Below are 17,371 nucleotides of genomic sequence, written 5' to 3' on the forward strand. Positions count from 1 at the left end.
AAATCTTTGGAATAGCTATGGATATGCAAAACAACATCATCAGTGTCGGTTTAGTGGAAGATCAGCAATTGGTTCGCCAAGGGATCGCTAGCCTGCTCGCTATTTCCGACAACATTCGCGTGTTATGGCAAGCCGAAGACGGTCAAGATGCACTCAAAAAGCTTGCCAGCAATCCCGTCGATGTGCTGCTCAGTGATATCCGTATGCCAAATCTTGATGGTATCGCCATGCTCAAACAGATACGGCAAAGTGCCAATCGCTTACCTGTCATCATGTTAACCACCTTCGACGACAGTGAGTTATTCCTCAATAGTTTACAGGCGGGAGCCAACGGCTTTTTGCTCAAGGACGTGTCACTCGACAAGTTACTGCACGCCATCGAAACCGTCGCCAAAGGCGGCTACTTGATAGAGCCTTCGGTACTCAAACAGATGAGTGAGCCTAAACCTGCACCTAGCGTTGGGGTAACTAGAAATGAATTATTGTCGGAACGGGAGCGGGAAATTCTCAGTTTTATGGCGGGCGGCTTCTCCAACAAGGAAATCGCCAATGCGGTATTTTTAGCCGAGGGCACAGTGAAGAATCATGTCTCTAACATACTCACTAAACTCGATTGCCGAGACCGTACCCAAGCTGTGCTCAAGGGATTACAACTGGCATTGATTTAACCCATTAGCATTAAACCAAACCCGATTGCCAACAAAAAGGGCCATTTAAGGCCCTTTTTGTGCTCATCTAAAGCGATGAGTTATAGCTAAAACCTAACGAAGATCCATCTCTTGGATAATTTCATGGGCAATAGCTGGCGTTGTACAGCTCGGGGTTTCATGCAAATCCGCTTTTAACTGACCTTTACGGTGCTTAAGTGCTGCATCTAATTTTTTCGATGCTGCTTTGATTGCTGGGTACATAACCTCATCGGTACCTGAAGCAGAAATACGGCTTCCTTCATAATTCGTACGAAGCTCAACCTGATACTCGCCATGCTCTTTCGCAATAATAATGTCCAGTGCGATCAGAGAGGGGAAATGGGTGGCGATTTTTGCAAATTTTTCGTTAACATCTTCTCTAATAGAATCAGTAACATCGACGTGGTGACCAGAAATATTTATTTTCATAGGTTGTCCCTTTTAGTGTCATTACTTTTATTTTTGCTTCACTAATAGAGCTTGGGGCATGCAGGATAAAACACAAGGGTTATTGGCAAATATTTCGGTCAACTCAGGTATTAGCATCTCCTAAATGTGACCTCCATCAAGAAGTCAAAAATAAAACAGCGAGAAAAACATGATTAAGTGATTGATTTATAAACAGGCATTAATAATAAATCAATCACAAAATGCAATACGACATAAGGTAAATACGCTTAATATTTACGTTGCACACTCTGCTGCCAAAACTGTTGGGACAAATGATGCGTCTTGGTCGATAAACGCGACACTTGATCACCCCGCGCCGCCGCATCGAGCGTCTGCTCTAAACTCTGCTGAGCCAAGTCGCTGATCACATGGATAGCTCGGCTAATTTCTGCGGCCACCGAAGTCTGCTGCGTCATCGCCGCCGCATTATCATCACTCAAAGAATTAATTCGCGAAATAGATGAAAGCAACTCGCCAAAAGCCACACTCGCATCTTGCGCTAAGCTTACCGAACGTTTTACCTGTTCCTGCCCTGCCATCATGGTCGAGGTCGCCCTTTGAGTGCTTTCCCTAAAACGGCTAACAATTAACTCGATTTGCGAGGTGGATTGGCTAGTACGGCTCGATAACTGCCTGACCTCATCGGCCACCACGGCAAAACCACGACCACTCTCCCCTGCCCGCGCCGCTTCAATTGCCGCATTTAAGGCTAATAAGTTTGTTTGGTCGGCAATAGCACGTATGACTTCGAGCACTTGGTGAATCGCACGGCTATCTTGTTCAATAGCTTGTACAACATCGGAAAAGTGGCTCACTTGTACACTTAACTGATGTATCGCATCAATAACTGTTTCTAAACGTGAATGACCGCGTTGAGCCGCCTCATGGCTCGACACCATTTCCGAGGCAGTGCGATGAATGTTTCCCGTTACTTCAGCAAAACTGGCACTCATCTGCTCCATCGCAGTCGCAGCTTGCGTGGTTTGTTCACTCTGACTATCGGCGTGCTCCCAAGTGTTTGTAATGGTTTGTTTAAGGCTGACACTTTGTGCTTGGATCTCACTGGCAGAATCAGCCATACGGCCAACAACGCCACCAATTTCAGTGATCAAAAAACGTAGGGCGAGGTCTAATTTACCGATCTCATCTTGGCGGCCGGTGTACACGCCCGTAGCGACGGGATCGTCAATAATGTTAGTTGCCATAGACACAAGCTTTTGCAGCGGCTGCATCAGGTAATACCATGCTAGGCACGCGAGACTCATTCCCACCATCGCGGCAACTATGGGGGAATAACTGGCAATTATCGCCGTAGTCGTAATCGAAACCAACATGGCCAGCAGTATTTTGCCACTGAAACCTAACCTATCTTTACGCAACACTTTAGGTTGCTTGCCCTGATTAATATCACGGTAAATACTCTCAGCGGCTTTAATCTGCTCAGGGGTAGCTTGGCGACGAACAGATTGATACTCATGAACTTTACCATCTTCATACACTGGCGCGACGTAGGCATTCACCCAATAATAGCCGCCCGTTTTGGTGCGATTTTTAACTATCCCCATCCAAGGCTTGCCCTGCTTAATTCGCTCCCAGAGGATCTTAAATGCAGCCGCAGGCATATCTTGATGGCGCACTATGTTATGTGGATTCCCTTGCAACTCAGCAACACTAAACCCACTGATCTGCGAAAAGGTCTGATTCACATATTTAATATTTCCCTTCAGATCCGTCGTTGATAGTAAAATCGCATTATCTGACAGGTGTGTTTCACCATTTGTAGAATTTTTATGCATAGGGTTATCAGGCTAGGTCTCGGTAAAAAAGATAACGCATTCTGCCAAAACCGTCGTCTATCAAAATTGATAAAGCTCACATTGGCAGCATAAAAATTAACCTAATGCTAAACAAGCAGTAACCACTAAACACATATCAACAAATAAAAACAAACAATTGTGACAGAGCGCTCGTTACGCTACATACGTTAAACTCGCCACCCTACACTCGCTAAAGCAGATCAGCTTAAGATCACAAATTCACATTCGAATCTAAATGATATCGTTTATCATTTGAATTAACTAAGTTATACTTCTCGCGGTTAGCTATCTACTGCTATAGAAATGCATTCGTCGTTAAGCCAAAAAGCTCAAGCACACTTTGCAGAATCAACAGTAACGGATAGCCATAACAGACCCATATTGGCTCGAAATGAGAAGTGGCACTTATGTCTAATACACCCGCGTTTGAAACCTCAACGCAATCTTCTACAACTCAAATGCGCTCGTTCTCGCTGATTTCGCGGGGAATTGTGCAATGGTTTAAGCAAGAGCAATCGCAGTTTGCCTTCAAAGTCTTTGCGCGTGCGAGTGCCGCTCTACTGGCGGGTTATGTTGCGGCAGCAACCTTGGCTTGCCTGCTGACATTAGTGCTACCTATGCCGCGCTTTGAAAGCACGATAACAGCCAATATGTTAGCTTTCCTGTTTTATGCCATTGCTATTATTTATGCCTTTTGTGTGCGTAAAACCTGGCATGCGTGGCGAGATTTAGGCTTAGTGAGTTTGTTATGTTTTGGATTGATCAAGGTATGTGGGCAATAAGATGAAAGAGACATTTTTTAGAACTTTATCTTGGCTACATACCTGGGCAGGCTTGCTGGTATGTTGGGTATTATTGTTGATCTTTTTTGCGGGTAGCTTGAGTTATTTTCGCCATGAGATCAGCCTTTGGAATGAACCCGAATTACACAAAGGGGTTTATCAAGACTACCGAGCCGATACACTCGAAAACCAATTAGATAAAGGTCAAAGTTACATAGAAGCGCATTCGCCGGCAACAGCGCAGCGCTGGATGATAGGTTTTCCAACTGAACGAACCCCCTTTCAAAGCGTTAGCTGGCAACTGCCACCAGAAAAAGGTCAGCGTCGTGGCAAGACTGAAGAACATGTAGCCTTAGCAGATGGCAGCGGCATGATCTCTGAAGTGCGTGAGAGTCGCGGCGGTGATTTCTTCTATCGTCTGCACTTTGACTTGCACTATATGTCCGCTATTACAGCGCGTTATATCGTCGGCGTTTGCACTATGTTTATGCTGATCGCCCTTATCAGTGGCATAGTGATCCACAAACGGATCTTCAAAGATTTGTTCAGTTTTAGACGGGATAAAGGCGCTCGCTCTTGGCTAGACGCGCACAATGTGAGCTCTGTCATCGCCCTGCCCTATCATTTGATGATCACTTATACAGGGCTTATTACCCTAATGCTTATCTATATCCCATGGACGGTTAATACCGCCTATTCGGGTGATAACCAAGCTTTTTTAAAAGAACTTAATCCCGCCAGACAAACCGAGAAAGCTGCAGGGATTAGTGCGCCACAGGTGCAACTAAGCCAATTATTACCTCAAGTGAAAGCCGCATGGGGCGATGCGCCAATTAAGCAAGTGATAGTGTCATACCCTAAAGATCAAAATAGCCAAGTGACCTTTTACCAAAACACAGGTAAAGATGTGACCGATGAAGCCAATATTTTGATATTCAACGGGGTAAATGGTGAGCTTAAATATACCAGCCCGCACGAAGCCTCAGGAGCCTCCGCGACTTACGATACTATGATGTCGCTGCACACGGCACGTTTTGCCGCCCCGCTGCTAAGATTTTTATTCTTTTTCTGCGGTTTATTAGGCTGCGCTATGATCGCGACAGGCACTTTGATGTGGGCCATTCGTCTACGTCAAAAACAGCAAAAATTGATCGATAAAGGCGAGAAACCAAGCTTTGGATTACGTTTAGTTGAAGGGTTAAACTTCATGTTTATCTTAGGACTACCCTTAGGCACTGTAGCCTTCTTTTACGCCAATCGTCTCTTATCGACAAGTTTTGCAAGCCGCTCTGAATGGGAAGTTCACAGTTTCTTTCTCGCGTTAGCGGCAATGGGAGTTTGGGCTTTCTTGGGTCGTTCACGTCGCCAGTGGCAAACCGCATTACGACTCACAGGGACCTTGTGCTGTGCGCTGCCCGTGCTCAATGCCTTCACATCACCAAGCAATATCATCGACAATATCCAATCCCACCAATGGGCTTTAGTCGGATTTGACGTGCTCGCAGTGCTACTTGGTGGCGCTATGCTATTTGCCAGTAAAAGAGTGACTTTGATTGCTAAGGCCCCCGCTAAACGCCCAGCAAAAGCAAAAAATGCACGTAGAAGCGAATCCCAAACATCCCTTGCCAGCGACCTTAGTTCGTCATCTTCATTGGAGGAAGCCAAATCATGATGCCAGAATTTATTCCCCTACTTGGGATCTTAGGTTTGAGTTATCTTTCCCTCGCCCTGTTTGCCTTAGCTAAATTTGGTCACTTCAAAGATGTGTTCAATCGTCCACCAGCACAATGGCAAAGTCGTTTGCTAACCTTGTTTGCTTGGTTACTACTAGCATTTAGCTTAAGTGCCTGCGCGAGCGATCAGGGCTGGGCCTACGGGAGCATTTTGTTTATGGGAATAATTTCCCTCGCGGCAATGCTGGTCATCCTAACGTTAAGCTACAGCCCGCGCCATTTACCGATAGGAATCGTCACTGGCAGCGTGCTCACTGGCACTCTATTACTGAGTGCTGGGATCTAATGTCCAGCTAACACTGGCATGGCGATCATGGCTAAGTGAGCACCGCTAGGCTATAGTGCCCTGATGTCCTTCAGATAGGAGAAAATAATGGGCTTTAACTTAACGGTTAACTGGCAAACCTCGCCCGCCGAAGAAGGCGAATTTTGTCGAGACCACAGTATTACCTTTGGCAGCGGCCAGACGATTCAAGCCTCGTCGGCACCGGAATACAAAGGCAATGGGCAAAATGTCAATCCAGAGGAAAGCCTGTTGGCTGCATTATCCTCATGCCATATGTTGACCTTTCTAGCAATTGCGCATCTTAAGCGCTTACCTGTAACCTCCTATGTGGATAATGCCACTGCAGAGCTGGGTAAAAACGAGGCGGGCAAGTTGGCCGTGACAAAGATGGTGCTCAATCCTAAGGTCATTTTCGCTGAAGGGGTCGAAGTCAGCCAAGAAACCCTTGAGAAAATTCACGAGAAAGCACATGCAAATTGCTTTATCGCTAATAGTTTAGCAACAGATATTCAAATCAAGTTTTAGGATTTGAGCAGATCTTTATGGCCCGCAGATGCTTTTCCTAAGCGGGCTTTTTTATTGCCGCACCGTAACTCAATACCTGTCTGAATCATTGCTATCACCGAATTATCCGCGCCACCTAACCATCCACAGAGTCTAACTTTTCACCATTATTCAGCTCAGGTCCAGCTTTTAAACAGTACGATAGAAGCCAATCTTAGCTTGGTATCATCTGTTGGAATTAAAAGATGCACATTCAACCACTGCGAAATTCCCCGTCTGTCAGCCCACAAAAAAATGTCTCCACTGCTGAATTTACACAGGTTAAAAATCCAGTTCAAACCAGCGCACCAGCATCAACTGATACAGTAACGCTTTCTAGCGATGCAAAACAATTGGCGGCGAATACGCAAAAACCAGCAGAAATGCCAGCACTGAGGGATAACATAGAAACCTTAGTCGAATTGAAACACGCGAAGATGAAGTATCAAGTGATCGCCGACATGACCAATTTAGCGACAGGAACGAGCCAAGGGATTTCAGCGCCAACGGCCTATTATCTAAGCCATAACGAAGACGCGAGAGCAATGACAGTTAATCACCTTGCCCAACAACAGCAAGTGAACACTATGCAGATCTATGCAGAAACAAGTAAAAATGGGAATAGAAGTATTAATGAATGGGCATAAAAATGGGTGTTGTCTCGGGAACCAAGAGACAACACCCTAACTTTGTACGCGGACATGCTAGCCGAGATACCTTAAATTTCGGTTAAATACTGAATTTAAATATCAATTACTTAGCTTTAATATCCTGTGCCATACCTTTTACAGGCAAAGGTTGCACTTTTAAGGCTGGGATTGGCTGTTTAACCAACTCATCCTTCAAATAACTTATTGCAGTTTCAAGCTGCGCATCTTTGCCATTAAAGGTAGCGAAAGGTAAGTTATCGACTTCAATATCCGGCGTTACGCCATGGCCTTCAAGCACCCAGCGGCCATCCATTGCATACTGTGGATACTCGGCCACCCGCGCCATCCCTTTATCGGTCAACGCATTTCGCCCAGATAACCACACGCCCGCCCCTGCCGTTTGCTTACCAATTAAGGGCGCAATACCGAGTGCTTTAATCCCTGCGGAGAAGGTTTCGCCGTCGGAATAGGTCAGTTCATCGGTTAACACCACTAAATGACCGCGGAAGGTTTGTTGCATATTGGTGTTTGGCGTGCCGTGGGTCGGTTGCCAAAACGCCCAAGCGCGGCGTAGTAACTTCTCGATAATCCAACTGTCAATATTGCCACCGCGGTTACGGCGAACATCGATAATCAAACCCTCTTTATCGTAGTTGGCATAAAACTCACGGGCGAAACTTTCAATATCACCACCGCCCATGGCATATAAGTGCAAATAACCCATCTTGCCCTGACTTGCATCCTCGACCACAGCCGCGTTATGGCTCACCCAATCTAAGTAACGTAATTGACTGTCCACCACAGCGCTAACGGGCATGACGATGGTTTTATGGGTTTGGCTACCACGCTTAAGCTGTAGTAATACTTGCTTATCCTGTTGATTGCGCAGAAGACGCGTGACGTCGGCCACATTCACCACTGGCGTGCCATTAATAGCCAACAGCATATCGCCTTCTTTAGCATCGACTTCGATACGATTTAACGGTGAAGCATTAGCCGGTAACTCAGGATCGTTACTGTAAATGTGCGCGATTTTAACGCCATCTGCAGTTTGTTGTAGGCGCGCGCCAAGGCTTGCCGCTTTAGCCGCATCGGGATCTTGAGGTAAATCACCACCGCGCACCTGTGAGTGCAAAGAATCTAACTCGCCCATCATTTGCATGAAGATGTCATTCAGTTCGTTACGATCGGTCAGGCGGTCGAGCAAAGGCTGATACTTAGCCTTAGTGGCTTGCCAATCGAGGCCGCGCATCTTCTTGTCGAAGAAAGATTCTCGGTGCATCAACCACGCATCTTCAAACATTTGCTGCCATTCAAGCTGCGGAGAAATCGCTAGCTGCCATTGTTCCGTTTGCACTTTGGCATTATCCGTATCGCCTAATTTATCACCGCCATCAACAATCAGGAGTGATTTTTCATTACTGTGCTTACGTAGCATCAGCTTTTTACCATCGGCAGAAACCTCATATTGGCCAATGTCCTCGGCAAAAACCTCGGCTTTGGGGCTTAATCGGTCAAATTTGATGGTCATTAAATTAGGAGCGACATCGTCGCCAATAGCTTGATCTAACAAATAAAGTCTATCATCGACGACGCGCAGCTTACTGTAATTTCCTGAATCGACAGGCACTTGCCATAAACGCTGGGAGATCCCTGCCCAATCGATTTTCACTGGACTCGGTTTATCCTTAGCATCGGTTTTTTCAACTTGATTCGATTCGAGTTCATTGGGTTTACTAAAGGGGAATTTGGCATTTTTGACCAGTGCGATGGCAAAAATTTGGCTGCGTTTATCAAACACAGGACCCATGTTTCTATCGCCCCAAGGTGAACTTGGTGTTGCGCTGAATTGGCGGTTTGACAGGAAATATAGCCACTGGCCGTCACTGCTAAAGGTTGGCGAATAGGACTCGTATTTGTCGCTGGTGAGCGTCTCGGCCTTATTTTCATCCACAGCATACAGAACGATTTGCGGACGTTGTTTACCGATTTCCGACTTAGTTAATGCAATAAAACGGCTGTCACCGGACCAGCGGATATCGGCGTAAGGCCCAAGTCCCTCGCCGTTAGTGATGATTTTTTGATTGGTATTTTTCTTTAAGTCGAGCAGCCAAACGTTACCATCGTTATCGTCATGGGCGATAAATCGACCGTCACTGGACAAATTAAGACTCATTCTTAAAGTATGACCGTCTTTGGTTAACTGTTTAGCGCCACTGCTGCCATCAGCAGGGAATTGCCAAATTTCCTGCTGACCTGTCATGTCGCTAATCGCATAAACCGACTTGCCATCTTGGCTCAACACAGCTTCCCTTACGCGATAAGTTCCCGGCAGTGCAACTTGAACTAAACGCGAGCCATCAATACCCGCGATCGCCACGTGGCTGCGGGCGGTGATCACCACTTTATCGCCAGCGGGGGCCAAATTAGTCGAAGAAGCGTAATCCATAGGCTCTGTCACCCAATGCTCACGGCGCTCGGCAAAATCGGAAATGAGTTCAATATTGAGTAACGAGTCTTTAGCGGCCGCAATATCAAACACATGGATATCCGCACCTAACTGGAATACCACTTTGCCTTGGTCCATCCGCGCACCGCGGACTTGCCAATCTTTAAATTGAGTCAACTGTTTTGCATCTGAACCATCGAGCGCCATCGACCAGAGGTTGTCGTTGCCATCGCTGTCGCTGATAAAATAGAGTCTGTCCTGCCATAGCATAGGTTGGCGCACTGAGCCGTCGTGTTGGCCGCTAAGCAACTGTGCTTCGGTTTTGCTGCCAAGTTTAAAGCGCCATAATTCACCTTTTGCGCCGCCACGGTACACTTTGGCATTATCGCCAGTCACTTGCAGACCAAAGCGGGTGAAGTACACGTATTCGTTGCGATCATCAATCACACCTTCAACTGCATCGGCTAAGGGTAAATCTGTGGTGGTGAGGGTTTGAGGATCGACGCTGCGCAGTATCCAATTATTAGCAGGACCAAAGCCCGTGTCGGTGGAATATAAAATCTCGCCTTTGGCAGTCCAGCCCTGAACTCGTACACGGCTATTCTCAAAACTCACCCGTTTAGCCACACCGCCCGTAATGGGGATCACATACACTTCGCTCGCGCCTTCATAGTTGGCAACATAAGCAACCCACTTACCGTCGGCCGAAATAGTCGCCCCTAGCTCTTCCGCAGGTAAACTCGTTAAGCGAGTCGCCGCTTTTTGATCTAAGGTCTGAGTCCATAAATCCCCTTCTGCAGTAAAGACTAAGGTTTGATCGTGCAACGCTGGCGCACGGTAATACCCTTGATTGCTCACCGCATCGGCAGCGATGGTTTGGAACGCTGTTAATGTGCCTAGGGCAAGCATACAGCAGGCGACAGAATGGCGAAGTTTCATGTATGACCTCTATCCTATTGTTATTTTTAGCAATAGACTCTTTACTACGAGATTTTGCTAGCAGATTTAGCGAAGAAATTCTTGCCATGGGCTTTTGTAAAAAACCACAATCAAGTCCAAAGCATGACAATTGAGCCCAACAAGCTAGCAGAATTTGATAGAGAGTTCAGTAACTTCAAGTCAGAGAAGTTTTAGCAAATGTGTCACATCTTAAATCGCGGAGGAACAACTGAATAAAAGACAAGATTCTTTAGAGGAAAACATCAAAGATCATAGCGTTACCATATTGCACTAGGATAAAAATATACCAGAGTCGGACATGAGTGGCTAACGTGAAGGGCTAATGTTAAGGGCTGACATACAGCGTCTTTAGCGGACTGTTTAGGCGGCTCATATTAGACTGTTTCGCTAGTGTCATTTGTTGCCATTTATTGATCACTCGTGCAATTTCACCGTTATCCATCAATGCCTTAATCGCATGATTAAACTGCTCTAACTGGCTTGTCTTGATACTCGCTTTACTGAACATTAAATGAATATGGTTTTGATCTAACACTAACTTAAGTGGCACTAGCTTGATGCGTTGATGCTGGCTGGCGATATAGGGCATGGCTAAGGTATCTCCGACGATCATATCTCCCCTACCGTAGATAAGCATTTGCACAGACTTATCTGAGTCGGGACTTAATACTAACAAGTGCTCCTGCTCTAATCGATATTGAGATTCTTGATAATCTGCACCATACCAACCGCTAGAAGGGACAAGTAGACGCAATTTTTTGGTAAAAATGTCCTCCCATTTATCGATATTAATCTGATCTTTTTGCTCATCGAGTACAAATAAGCGCAGCTCTTCATCCCGGTAATAGGTTGAGAAAAGAGCATAGTTTTGACGTTCATCCGTCATAGTCGCTCCCATCAACACATCTAACTGTCCTGCTCGCAACATCTGATGCGAGCGCTTAGCGGGCACATTAATAAAATGAACTTCACAACCAAGATACACTGCAAATGCCCGCATCAGATCCACATCTAAGCCTTGGGCTTCTCCTTGAGGATCTTGCCAAGCATAGGGAGGCCAATCGTTGTAACCGACTTTAATCGTGTTCTTACAAGGTAAAGAACTATTGACCTGCGGCGCACTTACAGCGGGCAAGACTAAAAAAAGCATAAATAAGACAGGAACGTATTTAAACCATGGCATAGGCTAAGTTACTTGCCTCTTAAGTTGACGATCCTCTCTTGATTAAGATGAAGTATAACGATTCAGTGTCAGACTTCCGCGAGGGGGTTCTACCTCAGTAAGCGTAGTTGTCACTTAGATAGCGCGCCATAAACACCGGCGAGATCACAGTAATTAGCCTAAAAAAGGACGGGGGATAATAACAAAAAAGCACAACAGCCAAGAGTGAGATCTAAACGACTCACTATGCTGCGATAAAGGCTAAGCCTGAACGCAGGAGATAAAATAAAGTTTTATAAATTTAAATCAGACACTTATAAATAATAGCTACAACTTTAGTGGGATCCCCCATATCGACTTGTAACCAAACTATGTGTGTCCCCCCCAATTCCTCACCCTGAGCCGTGGCGGACTCTTTAGCTTCATCAAGCCGGTTTTCATGGCGGCTCACCCCAGTGACTAAAGCAAAACTATCGCAGTGGGTGACTTCAAAATCGTACGCCACGTTTATGCGACGATATAGTTCATGCTGCTTGGTCGCACATCCAGATATTAAAACGCAAAAACATGTACTTAACAGAAAAAATTTAGACAAATCAATTAACCCACAGATTAAACACGCGGGTGAACATAACTAATTGCAACCGATAAAATTGTGAACAATGTCACATATAAGAAACCAAGGATAATACAGAAAGTTACAAATATTAATTAAATATCATGTAGTTAACTAAGGGTTGTTTTATGTTCGCTGGTAACACAAGCTCATCAATTCCCCACCATAAAACTCACACTTGTAAAAAAAGGGAGCCAAGCTCCCTTCCTGCTTTTACGCCATGTTATTCCACTGCTAGGCAGACATCAGTAGGGCTAAAGCCCTTAAGCTAATATTTTGAATAAATGCACTTTTAATGCAGTAAAATCTGCCGCTAATTCCGCGGATAAGATGGGCTTACTCGCAACAGCTTCAAGCTCAGGCGGCAAGGGTAAGTTAAGCGTTAATTTTCTATCCACAACATCCTTAAATTTAGCGGGATGCGCCGTCCCCAAGAATATGCCCACTTCATCGGGCACTAAGGTTAAAGATAAGGCCTTAGCTGCAATCGCCGCATGGGGCTCAGACACATAACCCTGTGCATGCAACTCAGCTAATGCCTGTGACGTTTGTTCCTCCGATAAGCGAATACCCACTAAGCTACTCAGTGGCCAACCTAATTTCTCACAAATGGCTTCCACACGCGGCCAGTTACTGGGTTCACTCACATCCATGGCATTGGACATAGTCGCTTGAGTCGGATTGGGCTGCCATTGGCCATTGTCTAAATAACGCGGCACAGTATCGTTGGCATTGGTCGCGGCAATAAAGCGTTTAACCGGTAATCCCATGGCTTTAGCGAATAAACCTGCGGTGAGGTTGCCAAAGTTACCACTTGGCACTGAAATCACAGGATCGGCTTCATGGCGTTGTTTAGACTGGGCAACCGCTTCAAAGTAATAGCAAATTTGCGCGAGTAAGCGGCTGATATTGATAGAGTTTGCCGAGTTTAAGCTCAGCCCATCGCGGACTTCGGGATCATCAAAGGCGCGCTTAACCAGATCTTGGCAGGCATCGAAATCGGACGAGACGGCGACTGTATGGATATTCTTGCCCAACGTAGTGAACATCTTTTCCTGTAGTTCACTGATCTTACCCTTAGGATAGAGCACCACCACATTGACTTTCTCAAGCCCATAAAAAGCATCGGCAACCGCGGCGCCAGTGTCACCCGAGGTCGCAGTCAGAATGGTTAAGCGTGTGTCGCCGACAAAGGCATTGACACATTGCGCCATAAAGCGCGCCCCAAAATCTTTAAACGCCAGTGTTGGACCGTGGAATAATTCGAGGCAGGCACGCTGCTCATCGACGGCAACCAAAGGTAAATCGAAGTTAAAGGCACGCTCAACCAGTTCATCAACCGCATCTTGCCCTAGTTCAGAGGCAAGCCATGCACCGAGTACTTTTTTACTGCGCTCAACGAATGGCAACGCCAGCAATCCTTCAATATCGTCTAGTACGGGTATTTGACTAGGAAAAAACAAACCTCTGTCTTTACCTAACCCCAGTTGTACCGCTTCTTTAAAGTTCACTTTCTGCGAAGGGTGTTTTAAATTATATAGTTCCATGCTCACTCAACCTTTTGATGCTAAAGCTTAAATGCTAATTTGGGGTACTTAGTCGTAGCTAAATTAACTATTAATCGACTCTACGCGTGCCTTGCTCATCGAGGCGACACACGTGGGCAAAGCCACCCTCCTCGGTGAGATAATGCGCCTCTAACCAAGCTTTAGCGGTATTTGCCGTGGCTAAATCATCGGTTATTGAAAACAGCGTTGGGCCGCTGCCCGAAATCCCCGTAGTCAACATGCCTAAATCGGCTAAAGCGGCTCTGGCCTTGTCGTAACCCGGGATCGCGGCGGCGCGATAGGGCTCGGCTAACACATCCTTTAATACGCTGATCGCAAGCTTGGCATTCTGCTGGTAAGACGCATGCACAAAGGCGCTTAAATAACGGCCAAAATCGATAGTGACACTTTTATCATATTGATCTGGCATGAGTTTGCGCATCATTGCCGTTGAAAGTGAAATCCCTGGATAGGCCACAACCCAATACCATTCTTTAAAGCTGGGTATCGCTTCGCAAACTGTGCCCGGCACATTGAGCATCAATTGCATGCCGCCCAAATAACAGGGGGCAACGTTGTCATAGTGCACACTACCGCTGATCTTCCCTTCAAACTCGCCCATCAGTTCTAGCAGTGCTTGCTCGTTATAGGGTCTATCAAAATATTCATTCAAGGCATATAACGCCGCCACGACAGAGCTGGCACTCGACCCTAACCCACTACCGACGGGCAGGTTCTTTTCCAGTGTGAGTGCCACGCCTTCATCTTTGCCAAATGCTTCTAAGAACTCCTTACTCATGGCTGTTAAGAAGAATTCGGCACATTGGTACACAATATTGTCTTGCGGATTATCAGGCAGTTTATGGGCCCAAGCGCCAGTCTGCATAAGACTCACACCCGACGCTGCCGCGGCGATAGTCACTCTATCGCCCAGTAAACTACCATCAATCGGCGCTAATGCTGCCCCCAGTAAATCAAATCCGACTCCCACGTTACCCATAGAGGCTGGAGCGTAAACGGTCAAACTCATACACTCACCTCACGAGTCCAATTCAAGGTTCTTAATACATCGGCAAAGGCACCAGCAGCGGTCACTTCAGTCCCTGCGCCATAGCCGCGTAGCACAAAGGGAATGGGCTGATAATAGCGGCTATAGAACGCCAAGGCATTTTCACCGCCTTTAACGCTATAAAGCGGATCCTGTGCATCCACTTCGGCGATACGCACACGGCACACACCATCCTCAATTTGCCCAACATAACGCAGCACTTTACCTTGGGCTTTGGCCTGCGCCACTTTTGTGGCAATTGCAGCATCAACTTGCGGTAATCGTGCCATAAAGCTTTCAACATCACCTGAATCATCAAACTCGGCTGGCAATACAGATTCAACCTGCACGTCACAGAGCTCTAACTTTAGTCCCACTTCACGGGCAAGAATGAGCACTTTACGCGCCACATCCATACCACTCAAATCATCACGGGGATCGGGCTCAGTAAAACATTTTTCCCGCGCAAGACCGGTTGCTTCAGAAAGTGTCATGCCTTCATCCAGCATGCCGAAGATAAAGGATAAAGAACCCGATAAAATACCGTTAAATTTATGCAGTTTGTCACCCGCAAATAACAGTTTTTTCAGGTTATCGATCACAGGCAAACCTGCACCGACTGTAGTTTCATATAAGAATTGGCGACGCTGTTTTAATGCCGTTTGGCGAAGTGCTTGATAATAAGCATAATCGCGAGTGTTCGACTTTTTGTTCGGCGTGACCACATGCAATCCTGAGTTCATCACATCCAAATACAGATCCGATACTTGCTCACTCGAGGTGCAATCCACCAGCACAGGATTAAGCAATTGTTGCTCTTTCACCCATGCAAGTAACGCAGGGATATCGCAGGCTTGCTGACTATCGGCAAGCAAACTAGACCAGTTGCTTAAATCGATGCCCGCACTGTCGAGTAGCATCTTGTTCGAATTTACTATGCCGCAAACACGGATACTGATGTGCTGCTCTTTGAGCATGGCGGACTGTTGTTTTATCTGCTCGAGCAGGCCTGCACCTACATTGCCGCAACCCACTAAAAACACATCTAAATACTGCTGCACATCGAAAAAGCCTTGATGACAAGCCGCCACCGCATGCTTAGTCTTACGCTGCTCGATCACAGTCGAAATCGACCGCTCGGACGAACCTTGGGCGATGGCGATAATGTTCACGCTCGCCTGCGCTAACGCTTGGAAGAAACGCGCTGCCACGCCTTTGTGGGTGCGCATGCCATCACCAATCAAAGAAACGATAGCGAGCTCATGACGCATAGCAATAGGTTCAAGCAAGTCACTTTTTATTTCTAATTCAAACTCTTGCTCTAAGGCCCATTTCACTTTGGCCGAGTCAGACGTCGCCACACAGAAGCTAATACTGTATTCAGAGGAGCTTTGGGTGATTAAAGACACAGACACGCCGCTGCGGGAAATCGCCGCGAGGGTACGGCTCGCCATGCCAACCATGCCTTTCATGCCAGGGCCTGAAATATCGAACATGGTCTGGTTATCTAAATTAGAGATAGCTTTAACCTGCAAGCCGGTTTCATCGGCTTGGTTTGATACCAGAGTGCCGGGCGCATCGGGGTTAAAACTGTTTTTGATATAACAGGGAATATGGAACTGGGCGATAGGCGCAATCGTCTTAGGATGCAGCACCTTAGCGCCAAAATAGGAGAGTTCCATCGCCTCTTGATAGCTGAGTTGTGATAACAGCTTAGCATCGGCAACCACACGGGGATCGGTATTATAAACACCGTCAACATCGGTCCAGATTTCACAACTTGACGCATCTAAACAGGCAGCGAGCACAGCAGCAGAATAGTCAGAACCATTACGGCCTAACGTCACCACTTTGCCCTGTTCATCGGCGGCGGTGAATCCCGGCATTACCCATACGCGCTTTTCACCTAATGCCAACGCACGAAACCTTGGCTTACTCACAGCGATATCGACCACGGATTCTAACGGCCGACCACGACCTAGAAACAAGGCGCGCGGATCGAGTTGAGCAGATGTGATCCCCTTAGATAGCATCACTTGTTCCATCAAGGCTGCAGATAAACGCTCACCTGCCACCACGATTTCAGCACGTATGCCATCAGGACACTCTTGCAGTAAGCTAATGCCACGTAATCTATCCTGCCAAATCACCAGCTGTGCATTAAGTCCAGAAAAGAGCTGTTCACTCTGCTCACTCGACAACATTGAAGTAACAGCATCTTGGTATAGCGAGGTAAATACCCGCTCAACATGCTGCAGCACAGGCGAATAATCTTCACCTTTGACTGCTACATCAACCATTTCTAGTAACGCATTTGTCACAGTCGCCGGGGCCGATAGCACAGTGGCGATGGGTTCAAGCTTAGATGACTTAGCAACGATATCCGCCGCCATCGAGAATCGCTGCCAATTTGCAAGCGAGGTACCACCAAATTTCATTACTTTCATCTTGTTCTCCTGTACCGCGCCCGACTTAGAAATAAGAGCTAGAAACAAAAAAGCCCGCTTCTTTGTGGGAAGCGGGCTCATCGTTAAAATTCTTTAGGGTGTATCAGCCCGCCCCCACTGTTGTTGTAGTGGTGGTTGTAATAATGGTAGTTACTACGAAACCTAGGCTATGCATGTGTTTGGGCTAATCCA

14 protein-coding genes are annotated in these 17,371 nt (G+C 46.5%); 6 read left to right on the top strand and 8 right to left on the bottom strand.

Translation table 11 applies throughout. The features are described from left to right. The first annotated feature begins 17 nt into the window (after positions 1–17). On the top strand, positions 18–668 hold the full coding sequence (locus tag HQQ92_RS13685; RefSeq protein ID WP_173246072.1) for a response regulator transcription factor: 651 nt from the start codon (positions 18–20) through the stop codon (positions 666–668). Positions 669–761: 93 nt separating this feature from the next. On the opposite strand, the gene hpf is transcribed toward HQQ92_RS13685, so the two are convergent. Together hpf and HQQ92_RS13695 are read right to left on the bottom strand one after the other, a co-directional pair. Next, positions 762–1,118 carry a ribosome hibernation-promoting factor, HPF/YfiA family gene (gene hpf / locus HQQ92_RS13690; protein ID WP_028760784.1) on the bottom strand — a complete coding sequence of 119 codons (357 nt, stop codon included), beginning with the start codon at positions 1,116–1,118 and terminating at the stop codon, positions 762–764. A gap of 248 nt (positions 1,119–1,366) precedes the next feature. Beyond that, entirely contained in the window at positions 1,367–2,935 is a 1,569-nt protein-coding gene (locus HQQ92_RS13695; RefSeq protein ID WP_173246075.1) for a PAS domain-containing methyl-accepting chemotaxis protein, read from the bottom strand. Positions 2,936–3,363: 428 nt separating this feature from the next. On the opposite strand from HQQ92_RS13695, the gene HQQ92_RS13700 reads away from it, so the two are divergent. The 5 genes from HQQ92_RS13700 to HQQ92_RS13720 all read left to right on the top strand — a co-directional run bounded on the left by HQQ92_RS13700 (position 3,364) and on the right by HQQ92_RS13720 (position 6,947). Next, positions 3,364–3,738: a DUF3649 domain-containing protein gene (locus HQQ92_RS13700; RefSeq protein ID WP_131523016.1), complete on the top strand. Its 375-nt coding sequence runs from the start codon at positions 3,364–3,366 to the stop codon at positions 3,736–3,738. Position 3,739: 1 nt separating this feature from the next. Then, positions 3,740–5,410, top strand: a complete 1,671-nt coding sequence (locus HQQ92_RS13705) for a PepSY domain-containing protein (RefSeq protein WP_173246078.1) — start codon at positions 3,740–3,742, stop codon at positions 5,408–5,410. Continuing rightward, positions 5,407–5,757, top strand: coding sequence for a DUF3325 domain-containing protein (locus HQQ92_RS13710; protein ID WP_113940646.1), 351 nt, complete (start codon positions 5,407–5,409; stop codon positions 5,755–5,757). The genes HQQ92_RS13705 and HQQ92_RS13710 overlap by 4 nt, the downstream gene beginning before the upstream one ends. Before the next feature lie 87 nt (positions 5,758–5,844). Next, positions 5,845–6,282, top strand: a complete 438-nt coding sequence (locus tag HQQ92_RS13715; protein ID WP_028760789.1) for an OsmC family protein — start codon at positions 5,845–5,847, stop codon at positions 6,280–6,282. 224 nt (positions 6,283–6,506) lie between these two features. Then, a complete protein-coding gene (locus tag HQQ92_RS13720) occupies positions 6,507–6,947 on the top strand; it encodes a hypothetical protein (RefSeq protein ID WP_028760790.1) in 441 nt (146 codons plus the stop codon). A 106-nt stretch (positions 6,948–7,053) separates the two neighbouring features. On the opposite strand, the gene HQQ92_RS13725 is transcribed toward HQQ92_RS13720, so the two are convergent. The 6 genes from HQQ92_RS13725 to thrA all read right to left on the bottom strand — a co-directional run bounded on the left by HQQ92_RS13725 (position 7,054) and on the right by thrA (position 17,179). Then, a complete protein-coding gene (locus HQQ92_RS13725; protein WP_173246081.1) occupies positions 7,054–10,338 on the bottom strand; it encodes a S41 family peptidase in 3,285 nt (1,094 codons plus the stop codon). A gap of 346 nt (positions 10,339–10,684) precedes the next feature. Next, positions 10,685–11,542 carry an ABC transporter substrate-binding protein gene (locus HQQ92_RS13730; protein ID WP_173246084.1) on the bottom strand — a complete coding sequence of 286 codons (858 nt, stop codon included), beginning with the start codon at positions 11,540–11,542 and terminating at the stop codon, positions 10,685–10,687. A 280-nt stretch (positions 11,543–11,822) separates the two neighbouring features. After that, positions 11,823–12,116 carry a hypothetical protein gene (locus HQQ92_RS13735; protein WP_028760793.1) on the bottom strand — a complete coding sequence of 98 codons (294 nt, stop codon included), beginning with the start codon at positions 12,114–12,116 and terminating at the stop codon, positions 11,823–11,825. Between the two features lie 284 nt (positions 12,117–12,400). Beyond that, positions 12,401–13,684 (bottom strand): threonine synthase, encoded by a 1,284-nt coding sequence (gene thrC / locus HQQ92_RS13740; RefSeq protein WP_173246087.1) that lies wholly within the window; start codon positions 13,682–13,684, stop codon positions 12,401–12,403. A 70-nt stretch (positions 13,685–13,754) separates the two neighbouring features. After that, the gene (gene thrB, locus HQQ92_RS13745) at positions 13,755–14,714 is read right to left on the bottom strand and encodes a homoserine kinase (RefSeq protein ID WP_173246090.1); all 960 of its coding nucleotides are present in this window, start codon (positions 14,712–14,714) and stop codon (positions 13,755–13,757) included. Further along, positions 14,711–17,179: a bifunctional aspartate kinase/homoserine dehydrogenase I gene (gene thrA / locus HQQ92_RS13750; protein ID WP_173246093.1), complete on the bottom strand. Its 2,469-nt coding sequence runs from the start codon at positions 17,177–17,179 to the stop codon at positions 14,711–14,713. The genes thrB and thrA overlap by 4 nt, the downstream gene beginning before the upstream one ends. Positions 17,180–17,371 lie beyond the last annotated feature (192 nt).

This window comes from Shewanella sp. DC2-4 (genome assembly GCF_013248875.1).
GTDB lineage: Bacteria > Pseudomonadota > Gammaproteobacteria > Enterobacterales > Shewanellaceae > Shewanella > Shewanella oncorhynchi.